This is a genomic window from Bacillus sp. SN32 (assembly GCF_002837495.1).
GTDB classification, from domain to species: Bacteria; Bacillota; Bacilli; order Bacillales; family Bacillaceae; genus Bacillus; species Bacillus subtilis.
In genome coordinates this window covers 1,550,861-1,566,983 of sequence record NZ_PJCT01000001.1, presented here as the reverse complement: position 1 = coordinate 1,566,983, position 16,123 = coordinate 1,550,861, and the positions used below count along the sequence as shown (strand labels likewise).

General features: G+C 42.9%; 21 protein-coding genes. 17 read left to right on the top strand and 4 right to left on the bottom strand.

From position 1 onward, the window contains the following. Positions 1-228: 228 nt before the first annotated feature. Positions 229-960: an SGNH/GDSL hydrolase family protein gene (locus CW370_RS08120; RefSeq protein WP_003229964.1), complete on the top strand. Its 732-nt coding sequence runs from the start codon at positions 229-231 to the stop codon at positions 958-960. A 305-nt stretch (positions 961-1,265) separates the two neighbouring features. On the opposite strand, the gene CW370_RS08115 is transcribed toward CW370_RS08120, so the two are convergent. Next, positions 1,266-1,406: a sporulation histidine kinase inhibitor Sda gene (locus tag CW370_RS08115; protein ID WP_003226124.1), complete on the bottom strand. Its 141-nt coding sequence runs from the start codon at positions 1,404-1,406 to the stop codon at positions 1,266-1,268. A 361-nt stretch (positions 1,407-1,767) separates the two neighbouring features. Between CW370_RS08115 and CW370_RS08110 the strand changes: the two genes are divergently transcribed. Genes CW370_RS08110 through CW370_RS08075 form a run of 8 tightly spaced genes read left to right on the top strand, consistent with a single transcriptional unit; the run spans position 1,768 to position 6,779 of the window. Further along, complete coding sequence (locus tag CW370_RS08110) at positions 1,768-2,286, top strand: YqeG family HAD IIIA-type phosphatase (protein WP_101169547.1); 519 nt, start codon at positions 1,768-1,770, stop codon at positions 2,284-2,286. A 3-nt stretch (positions 2,287-2,289) separates the two neighbouring features. Next, on the top strand, positions 2,290-3,390 hold the full coding sequence (yqeH, locus tag CW370_RS08105; protein WP_024572407.1) for a ribosome biogenesis GTPase YqeH: 1,101 nt from the start codon (positions 2,290-2,292) through the stop codon (positions 3,388-3,390). Positions 3,391-3,407: 17 nt separating this feature from the next. After that, entirely contained in the window at positions 3,408-4,250 is an 843-nt protein-coding gene (gene aroE / locus CW370_RS08100; RefSeq protein ID WP_024572406.1) for a shikimate dehydrogenase, read from the top strand. Then, entirely contained in the window at positions 4,244-4,534 is a 291-nt protein-coding gene (gene yhbY / locus CW370_RS08095) for a ribosome assembly RNA-binding protein YhbY (protein ID WP_024572405.1), read from the top strand. Before aroE ends, yhbY begins: the two co-directional genes overlap by 7 nt. Positions 4,535-4,545: 11 nt before the next feature. Next, positions 4,546-5,115 (top strand): nicotinate-nucleotide adenylyltransferase, encoded by a 570-nt coding sequence (locus CW370_RS08090; RefSeq protein WP_024572404.1) that lies wholly within the window; start codon positions 4,546-4,548, stop codon positions 5,113-5,115. Next, positions 5,105-5,665: a bis(5'-nucleosyl)-tetraphosphatase (symmetrical) YqeK gene (gene yqeK, locus CW370_RS08085; RefSeq protein WP_014480316.1), complete on the top strand. Its 561-nt coding sequence runs from the start codon at positions 5,105-5,107 to the stop codon at positions 5,663-5,665. Before CW370_RS08090 ends, yqeK begins: the two co-directional genes overlap by 11 nt. Positions 5,666-5,682: 17 nt before the next feature. After that, positions 5,683-6,039, top strand: coding sequence for a ribosome silencing factor (rsfS, locus tag CW370_RS08080; RefSeq protein WP_014480315.1), 357 nt, complete (start codon positions 5,683-5,685; stop codon positions 6,037-6,039). Further along, positions 6,036-6,779 carry a class I SAM-dependent DNA methyltransferase gene (locus tag CW370_RS08075; protein ID WP_029946669.1) on the top strand — a complete coding sequence of 248 codons (744 nt, stop codon included), beginning with the start codon at positions 6,036-6,038 and terminating at the stop codon, positions 6,777-6,779. The genes rsfS and CW370_RS08075 overlap by 4 nt, the downstream gene beginning before the upstream one ends. 65 nt (positions 6,780-6,844) lie before the next feature. Here the strand turns inward: CW370_RS08075 and comER are convergent, their stop codons facing one another. Continuing rightward, complete coding sequence (comER, locus tag CW370_RS08070; RefSeq protein ID WP_024572261.1) at positions 6,845-7,666, bottom strand: late competence protein ComER; 822 nt, start codon at positions 7,664-7,666, stop codon at positions 6,845-6,847. Between the two features lie 83 nt (positions 7,667-7,749). Here comER and comEA point away from each other — a divergent pair, with 83 nt between their 5' ends. The 3 genes from comEA to CW370_RS08055 all read left to right on the top strand — a co-directional run bounded on the left by comEA (position 7,750) and on the right by CW370_RS08055 (position 11,340). Next, entirely contained in the window at positions 7,750-8,370 is a 621-nt protein-coding gene (gene comEA, locus CW370_RS08065) for a competence protein ComEA (RefSeq protein ID WP_024572262.1), read from the top strand. A gap of 66 nt (positions 8,371-8,436) precedes the next feature. Further along, positions 8,437-9,006: a ComE operon protein 2 gene (locus CW370_RS08060; protein WP_003229978.1), complete on the top strand. Its 570-nt coding sequence runs from the start codon at positions 8,437-8,439 to the stop codon at positions 9,004-9,006. Positions 9,007-9,009: 3 nt separating this feature from the next. Then, the gene (locus CW370_RS08055) at positions 9,010-11,340 is read left to right on the top strand and encodes a DNA internalization-related competence protein ComEC/Rec2 (protein WP_024572263.1); all 2,331 of its coding nucleotides are present in this window, start codon (positions 9,010-9,012) and stop codon (positions 11,338-11,340) included. Positions 11,341-11,379: 39 nt separating this feature from the next. On the opposite strand, the gene CW370_RS08050 is transcribed toward CW370_RS08055, so the two are convergent. Continuing rightward, complete coding sequence (locus tag CW370_RS08050) at positions 11,380-11,514, bottom strand: YqzM family protein (RefSeq protein ID WP_003229983.1); 135 nt, start codon at positions 11,512-11,514, stop codon at positions 11,380-11,382. A 40-nt stretch (positions 11,515-11,554) separates the two neighbouring features. On the opposite strand from CW370_RS08050, the gene CW370_RS21230 reads away from it, so the two are divergent. Both CW370_RS21230 and holA read left to right on the top strand, forming a co-directional pair. Then, positions 11,555-11,704: a hypothetical protein gene (locus CW370_RS21230; RefSeq protein ID WP_003229985.1), complete on the top strand. Its 150-nt coding sequence runs from the start codon at positions 11,555-11,557 to the stop codon at positions 11,702-11,704. A gap of 39 nt (positions 11,705-11,743) precedes the next feature. After that, positions 11,744-12,787 carry a DNA polymerase III subunit delta gene (gene holA, locus CW370_RS08045; RefSeq protein WP_015714286.1) on the top strand — a complete coding sequence of 348 codons (1,044 nt, stop codon included), beginning with the start codon at positions 11,744-11,746 and terminating at the stop codon, positions 12,785-12,787. Between the two features lie 14 nt (positions 12,788-12,801). On the opposite strand, the gene rpsT is transcribed toward holA, so the two are convergent. Continuing rightward, entirely contained in the window at positions 12,802-13,068 is a 267-nt protein-coding gene (gene rpsT, locus CW370_RS08040; RefSeq protein ID WP_003229989.1) for a 30S ribosomal protein S20, read from the bottom strand. A 203-nt stretch (positions 13,069-13,271) separates the two neighbouring features. Here rpsT and gpr point away from each other — a divergent pair, with 203 nt between their 5' ends. The 3 genes from gpr (at position 13,272) to CW370_RS08025 (ending at position 16,001) form a co-directional block, all read left to right on the top strand. Further along, positions 13,272-14,378, top strand: coding sequence for a GPR endopeptidase (gpr, locus tag CW370_RS08035; RefSeq protein WP_024572264.1), 1,107 nt, complete (start codon positions 13,272-13,274; stop codon positions 14,376-14,378). A 62-nt stretch (positions 14,379-14,440) separates the two neighbouring features. Further along, on the top strand, positions 14,441-15,646 hold the full coding sequence (spoIIP, locus tag CW370_RS08030; RefSeq protein WP_014477383.1) for a spore autolysin SpoIIP: 1,206 nt from the start codon (positions 14,441-14,443) through the stop codon (positions 15,644-15,646). Positions 15,647-15,662: 16 nt separating this feature from the next. Continuing rightward, positions 15,663-16,001 (top strand): YqxA family protein, encoded by a 339-nt coding sequence (locus CW370_RS08025; RefSeq protein WP_024572265.1) that lies wholly within the window; start codon positions 15,663-15,665, stop codon positions 15,999-16,001. Positions 16,002-16,123 lie beyond the last annotated feature (122 nt).

Genomic DNA, 16,123 nt, shown 5'->3' with positions numbered 1-16,123 from the left:
GTTTCCAGTGCGGATTCAGGTTATTTTCTTTTCTTTGGTTTGTGTGTTTTTCAGATTGGAAAGAAGGGAATTTTAAAAAATCATCAGCTGCGCCGCAATGAAAGCAGAATGATATTCACTGAGGGGGACACGTTAACTATAGGAAAAAACAGTGATAGCGAAAAACTCTTCATTGAACGAAGAGAAACAGAGGTATAACATTAAGGTGAGGCTTTTGGGGGTGTAAAGATGAAACATTTTATCATCCTTTTCCTTCTGCTGTTCGTTACAGCAGGATGCGAGGGAAGGGGATACGAAGACGTTGTAGCATTTGGTGACAGCAATACGCGTGGCTCTAATTGGGATTATCGCGATTATCCAAAAGCACAGCAGTGGGTCAATATATTAAAAACAGCTGAGCGCGGTAACCTTGATATACTCAATGCGGGAATCGGTGGACAGACGACAGAGGATGCCCGTCTCCGATTTCAGACAGATGTGCTGGATCAAAAACCGAAGTATTTGTTTATTATGTTCGGCACCAATGACGCTGCCATACTGACTGAGGGGAAACCGAGAGTGTCGAAGCAGCGTTTTAGAGAAAATCTGGTTTATTTTATTGAAGAAAGCAGAAAACACGGAATCAAGCCTATCTTAATGACGTGTATCCCAATTATAGAAGGTAATGGGAAGCATCATTTGTTTTACTATTCCAGATATCAAGCAGCTGCTTTTGAACCAAAAGGCGGAGCAAGGAAATGGCACAACTCATATAACGATATTACAAGAGATGTGTCGAAGCGCCTGGATGTCCCTCTTGTAGATAACTGGAAGCATTTTATAGAAGCAGACGGCGGAAAAGCAACTGATGAAGCGCTTATCCAATCTGGTCTTATAGATCCTTCTGGAAATCATATGACACCTAAAGGGGCAAGGATCGTATATGAAGGAATACAAGATGGGCAGATCCTGCAGCGTTGAGCCGGACAACCGCCTAGTCCGATTTATTTCTCCTACATAGGCTGTTATAAAACCTTATTAAGGAGGCGCTTCACATGTATGGCGCAGGCAGAGCATATGGATACGCTTTTATTGTTGTTTTAGTTGTTGTTCTCCTGGTTGTGGGCGGCATATACTGGTTAGCATAATAACCGGCCCTTTAAAACACCTCTTTTTAGGGGTGTTTTTTGCTGAAAATAGTAGTAAAGCGCGCAGCCAAAGTGATATAATATCAGTCATCTGAGTAAAAAAAGGAAATACGCCCGGAAAAAATAGACAAATTCCTATTAAGAAGATACGGAAATAATATGTCCGAGCGATCTTCTTTTTATTTCGTTTTCAATTAACTCGATAAAGTCACGGTTTAAATTCATTTCGGTGGCTTTGAAATAAGATTCTATTAGTAATTCATCAGACAGTTTTCTCATGCTAGGAACCCAATTAATGGGAGAGGCACCTCCTTAAAAGTTGGAATCATTCATGATTTTAACGCATACAATGATAAGTTGCGTTCATCTGAGGTTGAAGTTATCTTTAATCTACCATGAAATGCATATAAGAACAATCGTTCTGTTATCCACACCAAAAAGTGGATAACTTGTGAGTATCGTGTTTATAATTTGTCTAAAGAGTGATGTAATAAGAGTGGATAGTGTGTGTAAATTTATCCACACCTGGTGAAGAAACCCAATTTTTGTCGAAATTTTTTTGCTCAGTTTTTCTTTAGGCGCAAGTTCGATTTTTTTCGACAATCATTTTGAAAGAAAGAAAAAGGGAAGGGTGCGGGTTTTGTTAAAAAAGTTTTTTTTACCTGACGAGTTTGTAAAAAATATTTTTCATATTACACCTGAGAAATTAAAGGAACGAAATGTAAAAGGAATTATTACTGACCTGGATAATACGCTTGTTGAATGGGACAGGCCGAACGCGACGCCGCGATTGATCGAGTGGTTTGAAGAAATGAAGGAACACGGCATTAAAGTGACAATTGTCTCTAATAATAACGAAAGAAGAGTGAAACTTTTCTCAGAACCGCTTGGAATCCCATTCATCTATAAAGCAAGAAAACCGATGGGTAAAGCCTTTAATAGAGCAGTGCGCAATATGGAGCTGAAAAAAGAGGACTGCGTTGTCATCGGAGACCAGCTGCTGACCGATGTGCTCGGGGGAAACCGAAACGGCTACCATACGATTTTGGTCGTGCCAGTCGCTTCCTCTGACGGATTCGTTACGCGCTTTAACCGCCAGGTCGAACGCAGAATACTGAGTGCTCTCAAACGAAAAGGGCACATTCAGTGGGAGGAGTAGAAAATGGAAAAGTTTGTTTGTATCGGGTGCGGAGTTACGATCCAAACCGAGGACAAAACAGGTTTGGGGTACGCGCCGCCTGCATCGCTTACGAAAGAAAATGTGATTTGCCAGCGTTGCTTCAGACTGAAAAACTATAATGAAATACAAGATGTCTCCTTAACTGATGATGATTTTTTGAACATTCTTCACGGTATTGGAGAAACGGACTCTCTTGTCGTAAAAATTGTTGATATTTTTGATTTTAACGGCAGCTGGATTAATGGGCTGCAGCGCTTGGTGGGGGGAAACCCTATCTTATTAGTTGGCAATAAAGCGGATATTTTGCCTAAGTCACTGAAAAGAGAGCGTCTGATCCAATGGATGAAGCGTGAAGCGAAAGAGCTTGGCTTAAAACCGGTTGACGTATTTTTGGTCAGTGCGGGACGCGGCCAGGGAATCAGAGAAGTAATTGACGCGATTGAGCATTACCGCAACGGAAAAGACGTCTATGTTGTCGGATGTACAAATGTAGGAAAGTCAACCTTTATTAACCGGATTATTAAAGAAGTGTCAGGTGAAGAAGATATTATTACAACATCCCAATTTCCTGGCACAACCCTTGATGCGATTGAAATCCCGCTGGATGACGGTTCATCGCTGTATGATACACCGGGAATTATCAACAACCATCAAATGGCGCATTATGTCAATAAAAATGATCTGAAAATATTATCTCCTAAAAAGGAGCTGAAGCCTCGCACATTCCAGCTTAATGATCAGCAAACACTGTATTTTGGCGGACTTGCAAGGTTTGATTATGTGTCTGGGGAAAGATCTCCTTTTATTTGCTATATGCCGAATGAGCTGATGATTCATAGAACAAAACTTGAAAATGCAGACGCGCTTTATGAAAAGCATGCAGGGGAATTGCTCACACCTCCGGGTAAAGATGAAATGGATGAGTTTCCGGAATTGGTCGCCCATACGTTTACGATAAAAGACAAAAAGACAGATATCGTTTTCTCTGGGTTAGGCTGGGTTACTGTCCATGACGCCGATAAAAAGGTAACTGCATACGCGCCAAAAGGCGTTCATGTATTTGTTCGGCGTTCATTAATTTAAGAAAAGGGGAGAGGAGTATGAAAAAGCTGTACGGGGTTATCGGAAATCCGATTGGCCATTCTATGTCACCTGATATTCATAACGCATCATTGAAAGACCTCGGGCTTGACGGACATTATCATGCCTTCAAGGTAGAAGAGAATGATCTGGAGGATGCGGTAAAAGGAATAAGAGCTCTAGGCGTAGAAGGAATCAATGTGACTGTTCCGCACAAGGTTTCCATTATGGATTATCTGGATCATATTGATGAGAGTGCAAAAGTGATCGGTGCCGTAAACACGGTCAGAAGAGAGGGAGATAAGCTTGTCGGATACAATACCGATGGGGAAGGCTTCGTGAAGTCATTAAAGAAGGTATTAGACAAGCCCATCTCTGAACTGTCATTCTTAATGATCGGCGCTGGCGGAGCGGCGAGAGCCATTTTTACAACAATTGTCCGAAATACCCCGAAAAAATTTGACATTTGCAACCGGACGTTAGAAAAAGCAAAGCGGCTTACAGAAGCTACTCCCTCGTTTCACAATAAAGAAGTATTAAGCATAAAAGAAGCAGAAGAACGTCTTGAGCAGTATGATGTTATCATCCATACAACGTCTGTGGGCATGTATCCGAACGTGGACGATGTGCCGCTTTCATTACAGCGTGCCGCGAGCAGTGCCGTCGTATGTGATATCGTGTATAATCCAATACAGACGGCCCTTTTAAAGGAAGCAAGCCAAAAAGGCTTGAAAACACTCGATGGTGTGGGCATGTTTGTTGAACAGGCAGCATTGTCTTTCCAATTGTGGACTGGACAAGAGCCTGATATTGAAAAAATGAGATCCATTGTAATAGGAAAATTAGGAGGAACAGAATGTTAACAGGTAAACAAAAACGTTTTTTGCGTTCAAAAGCGCATCATTTAATGCCGATTTTTCAAGTAGGTAAAGGCGGAGTAAACGACAACATGATTAAACAAATTGCTGAGGCGCTTGAAGCGAGAGAGCTCATTAAAGTCAGCGTGCTTCAGAATTGCGAAGAGGATAAAAACGATGTAGCGGAAGCTCTTGTAAAAGGAAGCCGCTCTCAATTGGTGCAGACAATCGGCAATACGATTGTGTTATATAAGGAATCAAAGGAAAATAAACAAATCGAGCTTCCTTAAAGGTGGTTGAAATGAAGAAAATCGGAATTTTCGGAGGCACGTTTGACCCTCCGCATAATGGTCACCTCTTAATGGCGAATGAGGTGCTGTACCAGGCAGGGCTTGATGAAATTTGGTTTATGCCTAATCAAATTCCGCCGCATAAACAGAACGAAGACTATACCGACAGCTTTCATCGCGTGGAAATGCTAAAGCTTGCAATTCAATCTAATACGTCCTTTAAGCTGGAGCTTGTTGAAATGGAAAGAGAAGGACCGTCATATACCTTTGATACCGTTTCTTTACTGAAGCAGCGTTATCCAAATGATCAGCTGTTCTTTATTATCGGTGCTGATATGATTGAATATTTGCCGAAATGGTATAAGCTGGACGAGCTGCTGAACCTCATTCAATTTATTGGAGTAAAGCGCCCCGGTTTTCATGTTGAAACCCCTTATCCGCTTCTCTTTGCAGACGTTCCGGAATTTGAGGTATCATCAACTATGATAAGGGAACGGTTTAAAAGCAAGAAGCCCACTGACTACTTAATCCCTGATAAAGTGAAGAAGTATGTAGAGGAGAATGGTTTATATGAATCGTGAGGAGGCACTTGCATGCGTGAAGCAGCAATTGACCGAACACCGATATATCCATACGGTTGGCGTGATGAACACGGCGATCGAACTTGCGGAGCGTTTTGGAGCCGATTCTAAAAAAGCGGAAACAGCGGCAATCTTTCATGATTACGCCAAATTCCGCCCGAAAGAAGAAATGAAACAAATTATTGCGCGAGAAAAAATGCCTGCGCATTTATTGGATCATAATCCGGAGCTCTGGCACGCTCCGGTCGGCGCTTATTTGGTCCAAAGAGAGGCAGGGGTTCAAGATGAAGACATTCTTGACGCCATTAGGTATCATACCTCAGGGCGCCCCGGCATGACACTTTTAGAAAAAGTCATTTACGTTGCTGATTACATTGAGCCAAATCGGGCATTTCCCGGTGTCGATGAGGTGCGTAAGCTTGCTGAGACAGATTTGAATCAAGCGCTGATTCAGTCCATTAAAAATACAATGGTTTTTCTTATGAAAAAAAATCAACCGGTTTTTCCAGACACATTTTTAACGTATAACTGGCTTGTGTCTGGCAGCTGAACAGGAGGAATTTGTGAATGAACCAAAAGTCCATTTTAAAGATCGCAGCTGCGGCTTGCGACGATAAACGGGCAGAGGATATTTTAGCACTGGATATGGAAGGTATTTCTCTGGTTGCTGATTATTTTCTGATCTGCCACGGAAATTCAGATAAACAGGTACAGGCGATTGCCCGTGAAATCAAGGATCAGGCTGATGAAAACGGCATTCAAGTCAAAAAGATGGAAGGCTTTGATGAAGCAAGATGGGTTCTCGTTGATCTAGGCGATGTGATTGTCCATGTCTTCCACAAGGATGAAAGAAGCTACTACAACCTTGAAAAGCTGTGGGGAGACGCTCCGCTCGCAGATCTTGATCTTGGAATGAATCAATGATTTATCAAGGCTTTGCAAGCGTGTATGACGAGTTAATGTCACACGCTCCTTACGATCAATGGACAGAATGGATTGAAGCATCTCTCCCGGAAAAAGGCCGTATTCTCGATCTAGCATGCGGCACGGGGGAAATCTCCATCCGGCTTGCCGAAAAAGGCTTCGAGGTTACAGGCATCGATCTCAGCGAAGAGATGCTTTCTTTCGCCCAGCAAAAGGTATCGAGTAGCCAGCCTATTTTATTTCTTCAGCAGGATATGAGAGAGATTACCGGCTTTGACGGTCAGTTTGACGCTGTTGTGATATGCTGTGACTCATTAAATTATTTAAAAACAAAAAATGATGTGATCGAAACCTTTAAAAGTGTATTTCGGGTATTAAAGCCTGAAGGCATTTTGCTGTTTGATGTCCATTCATCTTATAAAATTGCGGAAGTCTTTCCGGATAGCACATTTGCTGACCAGGACGAAGATATCAGCTATATCTGGCAGAGCTTTGCCGGAAGTGGCGAGCTTTCTGTCATTCATGATATGTCGTTTTTTGTGTGGAACGGAGAAGCGTATGATCGTTTTGATGAGACACACGAGCAAAGAACGTTCCCAGTGGAAGAATACGAAGAAATGCTTAAGAACTGCGGCTTTCAGCTCCATCGCGTGACAGCTGATTTTACGGATACCGAGCCATCAGCACAATCAGAACGCCTATTTTTCAAGGCGCAGAAATCAAAAACCATCGTTTCCTAAAACGATGGTTTTTTAAAATGCTTTTTTATGCTTTTGCAGTACAGACGAAAGTATGACATACTCGCCTACACATGAAACTGCTTTTTCACTGCGGAAATATCCTCCTCGTACTTCATATGAGTATTTTGAAATACCCGGTGAAACATATCCTGCACACCGCTTTCCAGCGCTTTAATGCCTTCTCCTGTTACACCGCCTTTAACGCAAACCTTTTCCTGTAATGCAGGCAGGGTATACAATTCGGTTTCTAACAGTTTTCCCATTCCGACAAGCATTTCCTTACACATCAAAATCGCGTCCTGTTTAGACACCGATGTTTCCGAAACAGCTGCATCTATAAACCGCTGAATCAGATAGCTCATAAAAGCAGGGCCGCAGCTTACGATGTCTGATGCAACCCTTGTGATGTCACTTTCAATTTGCAGCGGATGAGAGATATGCTGCATCAGCTCATTGATTTTCGCTTTTGCAGATTCGCTGCAGCTTGTGCCGAAAGTGACGAGAGAAACACCTGCCAGCGCTCTGTTCGTAATACTTGGGATCACTCGCGCCACTTGACACGGCACATATTGTTCGAGCTGTTCGGTTTGAACGGGGCTAGTAATTGAAATGAGAATATGATCTTTTCTTAAATAAGGTAACGCTCTTGCCAGTAAAGGATATATATCAAGCGGCTTAACACAAATAAAAATCATCTCGTTCTCAGAAACGAGCTTTTCGAGACTTTCGGTAACGTTTATGCTGTTGTAGCGGTTTTTTATGTGTAACGCTTTTTCAATTGTGCGGTTTGTGATTGTTATGTTTGAGGGATCGGCTGCTTTTGATTCAATAAATGATTCGATAAGGATCGTACCCATATTTCCTGTGCCGATAAAGCCTATCTTCAATGGTTTCCCCTCCTTTGAGCTATTATCCTCTAAACCATATGTGTTATGAAAATAAAATATGACGAAAGCGGGGAACATGCACGATGAATTGGTTGAAGCAGCATAAGAAAGCAATTATTTTAGCGGCTTCTGCGGCTGTTTTCACAGCGATTATGATCTTTCTGGCCACAGGGAAAAATAAAGAGCCGGTGAAGCAAGCTGTACCAACAGAGACAGAAAATACAGTGGTAAAGCAGGAAGCAAACAACGACGAGTCAAACGAAACAATTGTGATAGACATCAAAGGTGCTGTTCAGCATCCTGGCGTTTATGAAATGCGAACAGGGGACAGAGTATCTCAGGCAATTGAGAAAGCGGGCGGGACCAGTGAACAAGCAGACGAAGCGCAAGTAAATTTGGCGGAGATTCTGCAGGACGGGACAGTGGTGTACATCCCGAAAAAGGGAGAGGAAACAGCAGTGCAGCAAGGTGGTGGTGGAGGGTCTGTCCAAAGCGATGGAGGGAAGGGAGCGCTGGTGAATATCAATACAGCAACCTTAGAGGAGTTACAAGGCATCTCAGGGGTGGGGCCATCCAAAGCTGAAGCTATTATTGCATACCGGGAAGAAAACGGTCGTTTCCAAACAATTGAAGATATCACTAAGGTTTCAGGAATAGGTGAAAAGTCATTTGAGAAAATAAAGTCTTCCATTACAGTAAAGTGATTTGACGGTCATGCATTATGATAGGTAAACTAAAGGTCAGGCAATACAACATTTGGAGGGAACAACGTGGAACGAATTTCATGGAATCAATACTTTATGGCTCAAAGCCATTTATTGGCGCTGCGCAGCACATGTCCGAGATTATCTGTCGGCGCTACTATAGTCAGAGACAAACGCATGATAGCAGGAGGCTACAACGGGTCAATCGCGGGCGGCGTACATTGTGCAGATGAAGGATGCTTAATGATAGATGATCATTGTGCAAGAACGATTCACGCTGAAATGAATGCGATTCTTCAATGTTCTAAGTTTGGGGTGCCGACTGATGGAGCGGAGATTTATGTGACGCATTATCCGTGCATTCAATGCTGCAAATCTATTATTCAAGCTGGTATCAAAACGGTTTATTATGCTGAGGATTACAAAACACATCCGTATGCGCAGGAATTATTTGAACAGGCGGGTGTAACTGTTGAACAGGTTGAACTCGATGAAATGATCGTTGATCTGAAAAACAGAGAAAAGCTTTCATTTGTAGCGGGTCTTATAGGGAAATTGGCCGATGCCGGTTTAGCGGAGGAAGAATTGAAAAAGATACATGAACAGGCGAATACACTTTTCACGAGCTACGTGTGATGAATGCGTAATTCGCGTTTGTTATTGCCTATGGCGGCAGCTTCGGCAACGGTTGGAATTACTGCCGCCGCTTATTTCCCCGCTATTTTTCTATTCATCCTCTTTCTCCTCATCATTTTAATCAAAACGAGGCACGCTTTTCTCATTATTGTTTGTTTCTTCTCTTTTATATTGTTTTTTGTACTGTATGCAGTCACAGATTCTCAGAATGTCTCTTCCTATCGGCAGGGGACCTATCAATTCAAGGCAGTGATTGACACTATTCCCAAAATTGACGGCGACCGTATGTCTATGATGGTTAAGACACCTGATAAGGAAAAATGGGCTGCTGCGTATCGCATTCAGTCTGCTGGTGAAAAAGAACAGCTGTTATACATAGAACCAGGAATGTCATGTGAATTGACTGGTACATTGGAAGAACCGAAACACGCAACTGTGCCGGGTGCATTTGATTATAACGAGTATCTCTATCGGCAGCATATTCATTGGAACTACTCTGTCACGTCTATCCAAAACTGCAGCGAACCTGAAAATTTCAAGTACAAGGTGCTCAGTTTGAGAAAACATATCATATCATTCACAAACAGCCTTCTGCCTCCTGATTCGGCAGGGATTGTACAGGCACTTACAGTTGGTGACAGATTTTATGTGGAGGATGAAGTGCTTACCGCGTATCAAAAGCTTGGTGTTGTCCATCTCTTGGCAATATCAGGACTCCATGTGGGGATTTTGACAGCAGGTTTGTTTTATATCATGATCCGCCTTGGTATAACAAGAGAGAAGGCGTCAATTCTGTTGCTGTTATTTCTGCCGTTCTATGTGATGTTGACCGGCGCTGCTCCTTCAGTGCTACGCGCCGCTCTCATGTCGGGTGTTTACTTAGCTGGAAGTCTTGTCAAATGGCGTGTCCACTCTGCAACTGCAATTTGCCTTTCATACATCGTCCTTCTGCTCTTCAATCCTTATCATCTCTTTGAAGCCGGTTTTCAGCTATCGTTCGCCGTCAGTTTTTCTTTAATTCTATCCTCTTCTATTTTTCAGCAGGTTAAAACCTCCTTGGGACAGCTGACAATTGTATCACTCATCGCTCAGCTGGGCTCGCTTCCGATTCTCCTGTATCATTTTCATCAGTTTTCTATAATTAGCGTACCGATGAATATGTTGATGGTACCATTTTATACCTTCTGTATTTTGCCGGGAGCTGTAGCAGGTGTTCTTCTATTAAGTCTTTCCGCTTCGTTTGGGAGATTGTTTTTCAGCTGGTTTGATTTATTGATAAGCTGGACCAATAGGTTAATCACAAAAATTGCAGATGTTGATGTGTTCACGATTATGATCGCACATCCTGCACCTGTTTTGCTTTTTTTATTCACGGTCACGATCATCCTATTGCTTATGGCGATTGAAAAACGCTCCTTGTCGCAGTTGATAGTAACCGGCGGCATTTGCTGCACAGTGCTGTTTCTGCTCTTTATATATCCGTGTCTTAGTTCCGAAGGAGAAGTGGATATGATAGATATTGGACAGGGTGACAGCATGTTTGTAGGTGCTCCGCATCAGCGGGGTCGTGTCTTAATTGATACCGGCGGCACTTTGTCTTACTCGTCAGAGCCTTGGCGTGAAAAACAGCATCCGTTTTCACTGGGGGAAAAGGTGCTGATTCCGTTTTTAACTGCTAAGGGAATCAAACAGCTTGACGCTTTAATTCTGACGCACGCTGACCAAGATCATATCGGAGAGGCGGAGACTCTGCTGAAGCATCATAAAGTAAAGCGCCTCGTGATTCCGAAAGGGTTCGTTTCTGAACCTAAAGATGAGAAAGTGCTGCAGACAGCCAGAGAAGAGGGAGTGACAATTGAAGAGGTGAAGCGAGGCGATGTATTGCAAATAAAGGATTTGCAGTTCCATGTACTGTCACCTGAAGCACCTGATCCTGCAAGCAAAAATAATTCCTCTCTCGTTCTGTGGATGGAGACGGGCGTTCTGAGCTGGATCTTGACGGGTGATCTGGAGAAAGAAGGGGAACAGGAGGTGATGGACGTGTTTCCAAATATTAAAGCAGATGTCTTAAAGGTGGGGCACCATGGGAGCAAAGGCTCTACTGGTGAAGAATTCATCCAACAGCTTCAGCCGAAAACGGCCATTATCTCAGCCGGGAAAAACAATCGGTACCATCATCCTCATCAAGAAGTTCTGCAACTATTACAGAGACATTCTATCCGTGTGCTGCGAACAGATCAAAACGGAACGATCCAATATAGATACAAAAACAGAGTTGGAACCTTTTCTGTCTATCCTCCATATGATACATCAGATATAACAGAGACGAACTAAAAAAGACTGCCGAGAAATCAGCAGCCCGGGCAGTCGCTGTTATGAACCAACTAGGTGAATAACCGTTGCCATGACAAACAAGAAGGCGAAAAATCCGAAGGACACAACAAAACCAACAGCTGAATCTACAGCATCATTTCGTTTGCTTTGAACGTTTTTTTCAAAATCATTCAACTTTATCCCTCCTGACTGACTTAAGTATAATGGAATTGTTTTGAAAAATCTAGAAGCTAAGGTAACGTTTTCTGTTCTGGTGATTATCGCCTTTTTACAAGCTGTCCCGGGGGCTTGCGAACAGGCGTTTAATATAAATGGGGAAGCAGCAGTCAGGCTTCCTCTTTACTATTTTGCAAACTCAATTTAGGATAGAAGGGGATGATGAAAGAGAGGAAGTCGTACAACAATGGTATTTGATGTGTGGAAAAGCCTGAAAAAAGGAGAGGTCCATCCAGTTTATTGTTTATACGGAAAAGAGACATATCTGCTGCAAGAAACCGTCAGCAGGATCAGACAGACGGTCGTTGATCAGGAGACAAAGGATTTCAATCTGTCCGTTTTTGATCTGGAAGAGGACCCGCTGGATCAAGCGATTGCAGATGCTGAAACGTTTCCGTTTATGGGGGAGCGGCGTCTTGTCATTGTGAAAAATCCATATTTTTTAACAGGTGAAAAGAAAAAAGAAAAAATTGAGCACAACGTCAGTGCGCTTGAATCATATATACAATCACCTGCGCCTTACACAGTCTTTGTCCTGCTTGCTCCGTATGAAAAGCTTGATGAGCGGAAAAAGCTGACGAAAGCGTTAAAGAAGCACGCGTTTATGATGGAGGCGAAGGAATTAAACGCAAAGGAAACGACAGACTTTACTGTCAACCTTGCAAAAACAGAGCAGAAAACAATCGGCACGGAAGCGGCGGAGCATTTGGTTCTGCTTGTGAACGGGCATTTGTCATCGATTTTTCAGGAGATTCAAAAGCTCTGCACGTTTATTGGAGATCGTGAAGAAATTACGCTGGATGATGTGAAAATGCTTGTTGCTAGAAGCCTTGAACAAAATATTTTTGAGCTGATCAATAAAATCGTCAACCGAAAACGAACTGAGAGTCTGCAAATTTTTTATGATTTGCTTAAACAAAATGAAGAACCGATCAAAATTATGGCGCTTATTTCGAATCAGTTCCGGCTGATTCTGCAGACAAAGTACTTCGCGGAACAGGGATACGGACAAAAACAAATCGCTTCTAATCTAAAAGTTCACCCATTTCGGGTAAAGCTGGCGATGGATCAAGCAAGGCTTTTTTCAGAGGAGGAGCTCCGTTCAATTATTGAACAGCTTGCTGTCATGGACTATGAGATGAAAACCGGGAAAAAGGACAAGCAGCTCCTGCTCGAACTGTTCCTTTTACAGCTGTTAAAAAGAAATGAAAAAAACGATCCCCATTATTGAGGATCGTTTTTATATTATGCAGAAAGTCCGTTCACTTTTTTCGCTAGTCTTGATTTGTATCGAGCTGCGGTATTTTTGTGTACAAGACCTGTTTTCACTGCTTTATCAATACGTTTAGCTGCTTCAGTAAGAGCAGTTTTCGCTTTGTCAGCTTCGTTGTTGGCAACAGAAGCTTCAACTTGTTTGATTGCAGTACGCATAGCAGATTTGATTGTCGCGTTATGAACGCGGCGTTCGTTGTTTGTTTTTGTACGTTTAATCGCTGATTTAATGTTTGGCATGTGTTTCACCTCCTAAGATACAACCTGTAGCACAGTGTCTTAAGGTTAAATCTTCTTCACAATAGAACAAATTGTATTCTATCAAACACACCTTTAGATTGCAATATAAATGTAAAGTATTTTTCATTGAAGGTTCTCTTTTTAGCATGATTCATTCAGCAAATGGCAACAATATAGGTACTTAATGTGAAGGAGGCCCCTGTATGAAAAAGAGTGAGCTGGATGTGAATCAGTATTTGATACGTACCGATTTGGCAGTGGAAACGAAGGAAGCAATGGCCAATCAGCAGGCTGTGCCGACAAAAGAAATTAAAGGCTTTATTGAAAAAGAGCGTGATCACGGCGGCATTAAAATCCGCACAGTTGATGTTACAAAGGAAGGCGCAGAGCTTTCGGGAAAAAAAGAAGGGCGCTATTTAACGCTTGAAGCACAGGGAATCAGGGAGAATGATTCGGAAATGCAGGAGAAGGTCTCTGCTGTCTTTGCAGAGGAATTCTCAGCTTTTCTTGAAAACCTTAATATCTCAAAAGATGCGAGCTGTTTGATCGTTGGGCTCGGCAACTGGAACGTGACACCTGACGCGCTTGGACCGATGGCAGTAGAAAATCTGTTGGTAACAAGGCACTTGTTTAAGCTTCAGCCGGAAAACGTACAGGAGGGTTACAGGCCTGTCAGTGCATTTGCACCGGGTGTAATGGGGATAACAGGAATCGAAACAAGTGACATTATTAAAGGTGTGATTGAGCAATCGAAGCCTGATTTTGTCATCGCCATTGATGCGTTGGCGGCGCGGGCGGTGGAAAGGGTCAACACAACCATTCAAATATCGGATACAGGCATTCACCCGGGATCTGGAGTGGGGAATAAACGAAAAGATTTAAGCAAAGACACGCTTGGTGTTCCGGTGATTGCTATCGGTGTTCCGACAGTAGTTGATGCCGTGACAATTGCCAGTGACACGGTGGACTACATATTAAAACATTTTGGCAGAGAAATGAAGGATAACAGGCCAGCAAGATCGCTTGTTCCGGCAGGCATGACGTTTGGGAAAAAGAAAGTGCTCACTGAAGAAGATCTTCCCGATCAAAAGCAGCGCCAATCGTTCCTAGGTATTGTCGGAACCCTTCAAGAGGATGAAAAACGGCAGCTCATTCACGAGGTGCTTTCGCCTTTAGGGCACAACTTAATGGTTACGCCGAAGGAAGTCGATTCATTTATCGACGATATGGCAAATGTTTTAGCGAACGGATTAAACACAGCGCTTCATGAAAAAGTGTCACAAGAAAACAAAGGCTCCTACAATCACTAAACAGTTCTACTTCCTCTAGCTTGTTCATAGAGTAATTACTAGACAAGCGCTGGAGGGATTCAATGAGAAATAAACGCAGAAACAGACAAATTGTTGTTGCGGTAAATGGAGGGAAAGCGGTAAAAGCCATCTTTCTATTTATCGTAAGCCTTATCGTGATTTTTGTTCTATCCGGTGTGCTGACGTCTCTCCGGCCGGAACTTAGGCCGTCGTCTGACTCTTTTTATGGGATAGCTGAAGAATTGCCGGGTGACGTGTTTGCACATTTGCTGCGGATGGAAAACCATTATTTCGCTTCTGACCTCTCTCAAACAGACAGCTCATTTCATCTTTCTCGTCTTTCTTTAAAGCTGGCGACGAGCATTAACCTCGAAGATCCACGGAGCTTTCTCGGCCGGGAGCTGCCGGGGTTTGCACAATTTGATACCGAGATTTTGTTAGCTGGACAAGGGACCGATTATACGAATATGCCTGCGGAATCGCCGCCGCCGTCTAAGGTGATGGAGGAAGAAAGGGAAGCGAATTTGGCAGAGATTGAAAAACAGCAAACGCAATCAGATAATGCGCAAAAAGATCCGCCCAAACAAACAACAGGTGATAAAAAGGTCGTGTTTATCTATCACACGCACAATACGGAATCATATCTCCCTCTATTAAAAGGCGAGACCGATCCTGACATGGCGCGCCATTCTAAAGCCAACGTCACGCTTGTAGGAGATATGTTCGGACAAGCGCTTGAATCCCAGGGAATCGGAGCCACAGTGAATAAAACCGATATACAGTCAAAATTGAATAAAAAAGGCTTAAACTATGCCAGGTCCTATGATGAATCAAGGCCGGTTGTGAAAGACGCCCTCGCTTCAAACAAAAATCTGCAATATATCATTGACATCCACAGAGACTCACGGCGCAAAAAAGACACAACCGCAACGATTAAAGGAAAAAGCTATGCCAGGGTAGCCTTTGTCGTCGGGAAAAAAAGCAAAAACTTCGAAGAAAACTATAAAATTGCGAGTGAGCTTCATAAACTGATGGAGAAAAAATACCCCGGACTTAGCACAGGTGTCTTTTCCAAAGGCTCGCCAGGCGATAATGGTGTTTACAATCAGGATTTAACCGATAGAGCGCTTTTGCTCGAATTTGGCGGAGTAGATAATAATCTCGAAGAGCTGCAGCGTGCGGCTAACGCGGCCGCGGACGTATTCAGCGAAATGTACTGGGATGCTGAAAAGGTCAACGCAGCGAGCGGGGAGACGAAAAAACAATAAGAAATAGGTGGTTGATTTGATTGCATACTTTGGAAAATGCTTACTGCTTGTCACGATCATGTTTTTAGGCGTACTGTTCGGCATGCAGCAGGCAAACAACGGGATGCTGAGTATGAAAGGCTATCATGACCCTTCACTGAAGGGGGCGTTTACGCTCACCGACGGAAAAGATAATGAAAAAGAAGCCTCAATCCTAGGAGAAACAGTCACGGCAAAAGATTTAGAAGAAAAACAAAAAGAGCTGGAAAAGGTGGAGACATTCAATATGTTTTCAAAAGCCGGAAAAGCGCTTTCGAACACCGTAACCAATACTGCCCAGTCAATGTATGAATGGATACGGGATATGAATCAATAAGTACGTGAAAGAGAAAAGCAGCCCAGATATGATAGGGAACTTTTCTCTTTCTTGTTTTACATTGAATCTTTACAATCCTATTGATATAATCTAAGCTAGTGTATTTTGCGTTTAATAGTAGG

What these genes read in the sequence shown, in the direction of transcription:
- CW370_RS08120 (WP_003229964.1), top strand. Translation starts at nt 229, where the DNA reads ATGAAACATTTTATCATCCTTTTCCTTCTGCTGTTCGTTACAGCAGGA.
- CW370_RS08115 (WP_003226124.1), bottom strand. Translation starts at nt 1,406, where the DNA reads ATGAGAAAACTGTCTGATGAATTACTAATAGAATCTTATTTCAAAGCC.
- yqeH (WP_024572407.1), top strand. Translation starts at nt 2,290, where the DNA reads ATGGAAAAGTTTGTTTGTATCGGGTGCGGAGTTACGATCCAAACCGAG.
- aroE (WP_024572406.1), top strand. Translation starts at nt 3,408, where the DNA reads ATGAAAAAGCTGTACGGGGTTATCGGAAATCCGATTGGCCATTCTATG.
- yhbY (WP_024572405.1), top strand. Translation starts at nt 4,244, where the DNA reads ATGTTAACAGGTAAACAAAAACGTTTTTTGCGTTCAAAAGCGCATCAT.
- CW370_RS08090 (WP_024572404.1), top strand. Translation starts at nt 4,546, where the DNA reads ATGAAGAAAATCGGAATTTTCGGAGGCACGTTTGACCCTCCGCATAAT.
- yqeK (WP_014480316.1), top strand. Translation starts at nt 5,105, where the DNA reads ATGAATCGTGAGGAGGCACTTGCATGCGTGAAGCAGCAATTGACCGAA.
- rsfS (WP_014480315.1), top strand. Translation starts at nt 5,683, where the DNA reads ATGAACCAAAAGTCCATTTTAAAGATCGCAGCTGCGGCTTGCGACGAT.
- CW370_RS08075 (WP_029946669.1), top strand. Translation starts at nt 6,036, where the DNA reads ATGATTTATCAAGGCTTTGCAAGCGTGTATGACGAGTTAATGTCACAC.
- comEA (WP_024572262.1), top strand. Translation starts at nt 7,750, where the DNA reads ATGAATTGGTTGAAGCAGCATAAGAAAGCAATTATTTTAGCGGCTTCT.
- CW370_RS08055 (WP_024572263.1), top strand. Translation starts at nt 9,010, where the DNA reads ATGCGTAATTCGCGTTTGTTATTGCCTATGGCGGCAGCTTCGGCAACG.
- holA (WP_015714286.1), top strand. Translation starts at nt 11,744, where the DNA reads ATGGTATTTGATGTGTGGAAAAGCCTGAAAAAAGGAGAGGTCCATCCA.
- rpsT (WP_003229989.1), bottom strand. Translation starts at nt 13,068, where the DNA reads ATGCCAAACATTAAATCAGCGATTAAACGTACAAAAACAAACAACGAA.
- gpr (WP_024572264.1), top strand. Translation starts at nt 13,272, where the DNA reads ATGAAAAAGAGTGAGCTGGATGTGAATCAGTATTTGATACGTACCGAT.
- spoIIP (WP_014477383.1), top strand. Translation starts at nt 14,441, where the DNA reads ATGAGAAATAAACGCAGAAACAGACAAATTGTTGTTGCGGTAAATGGA.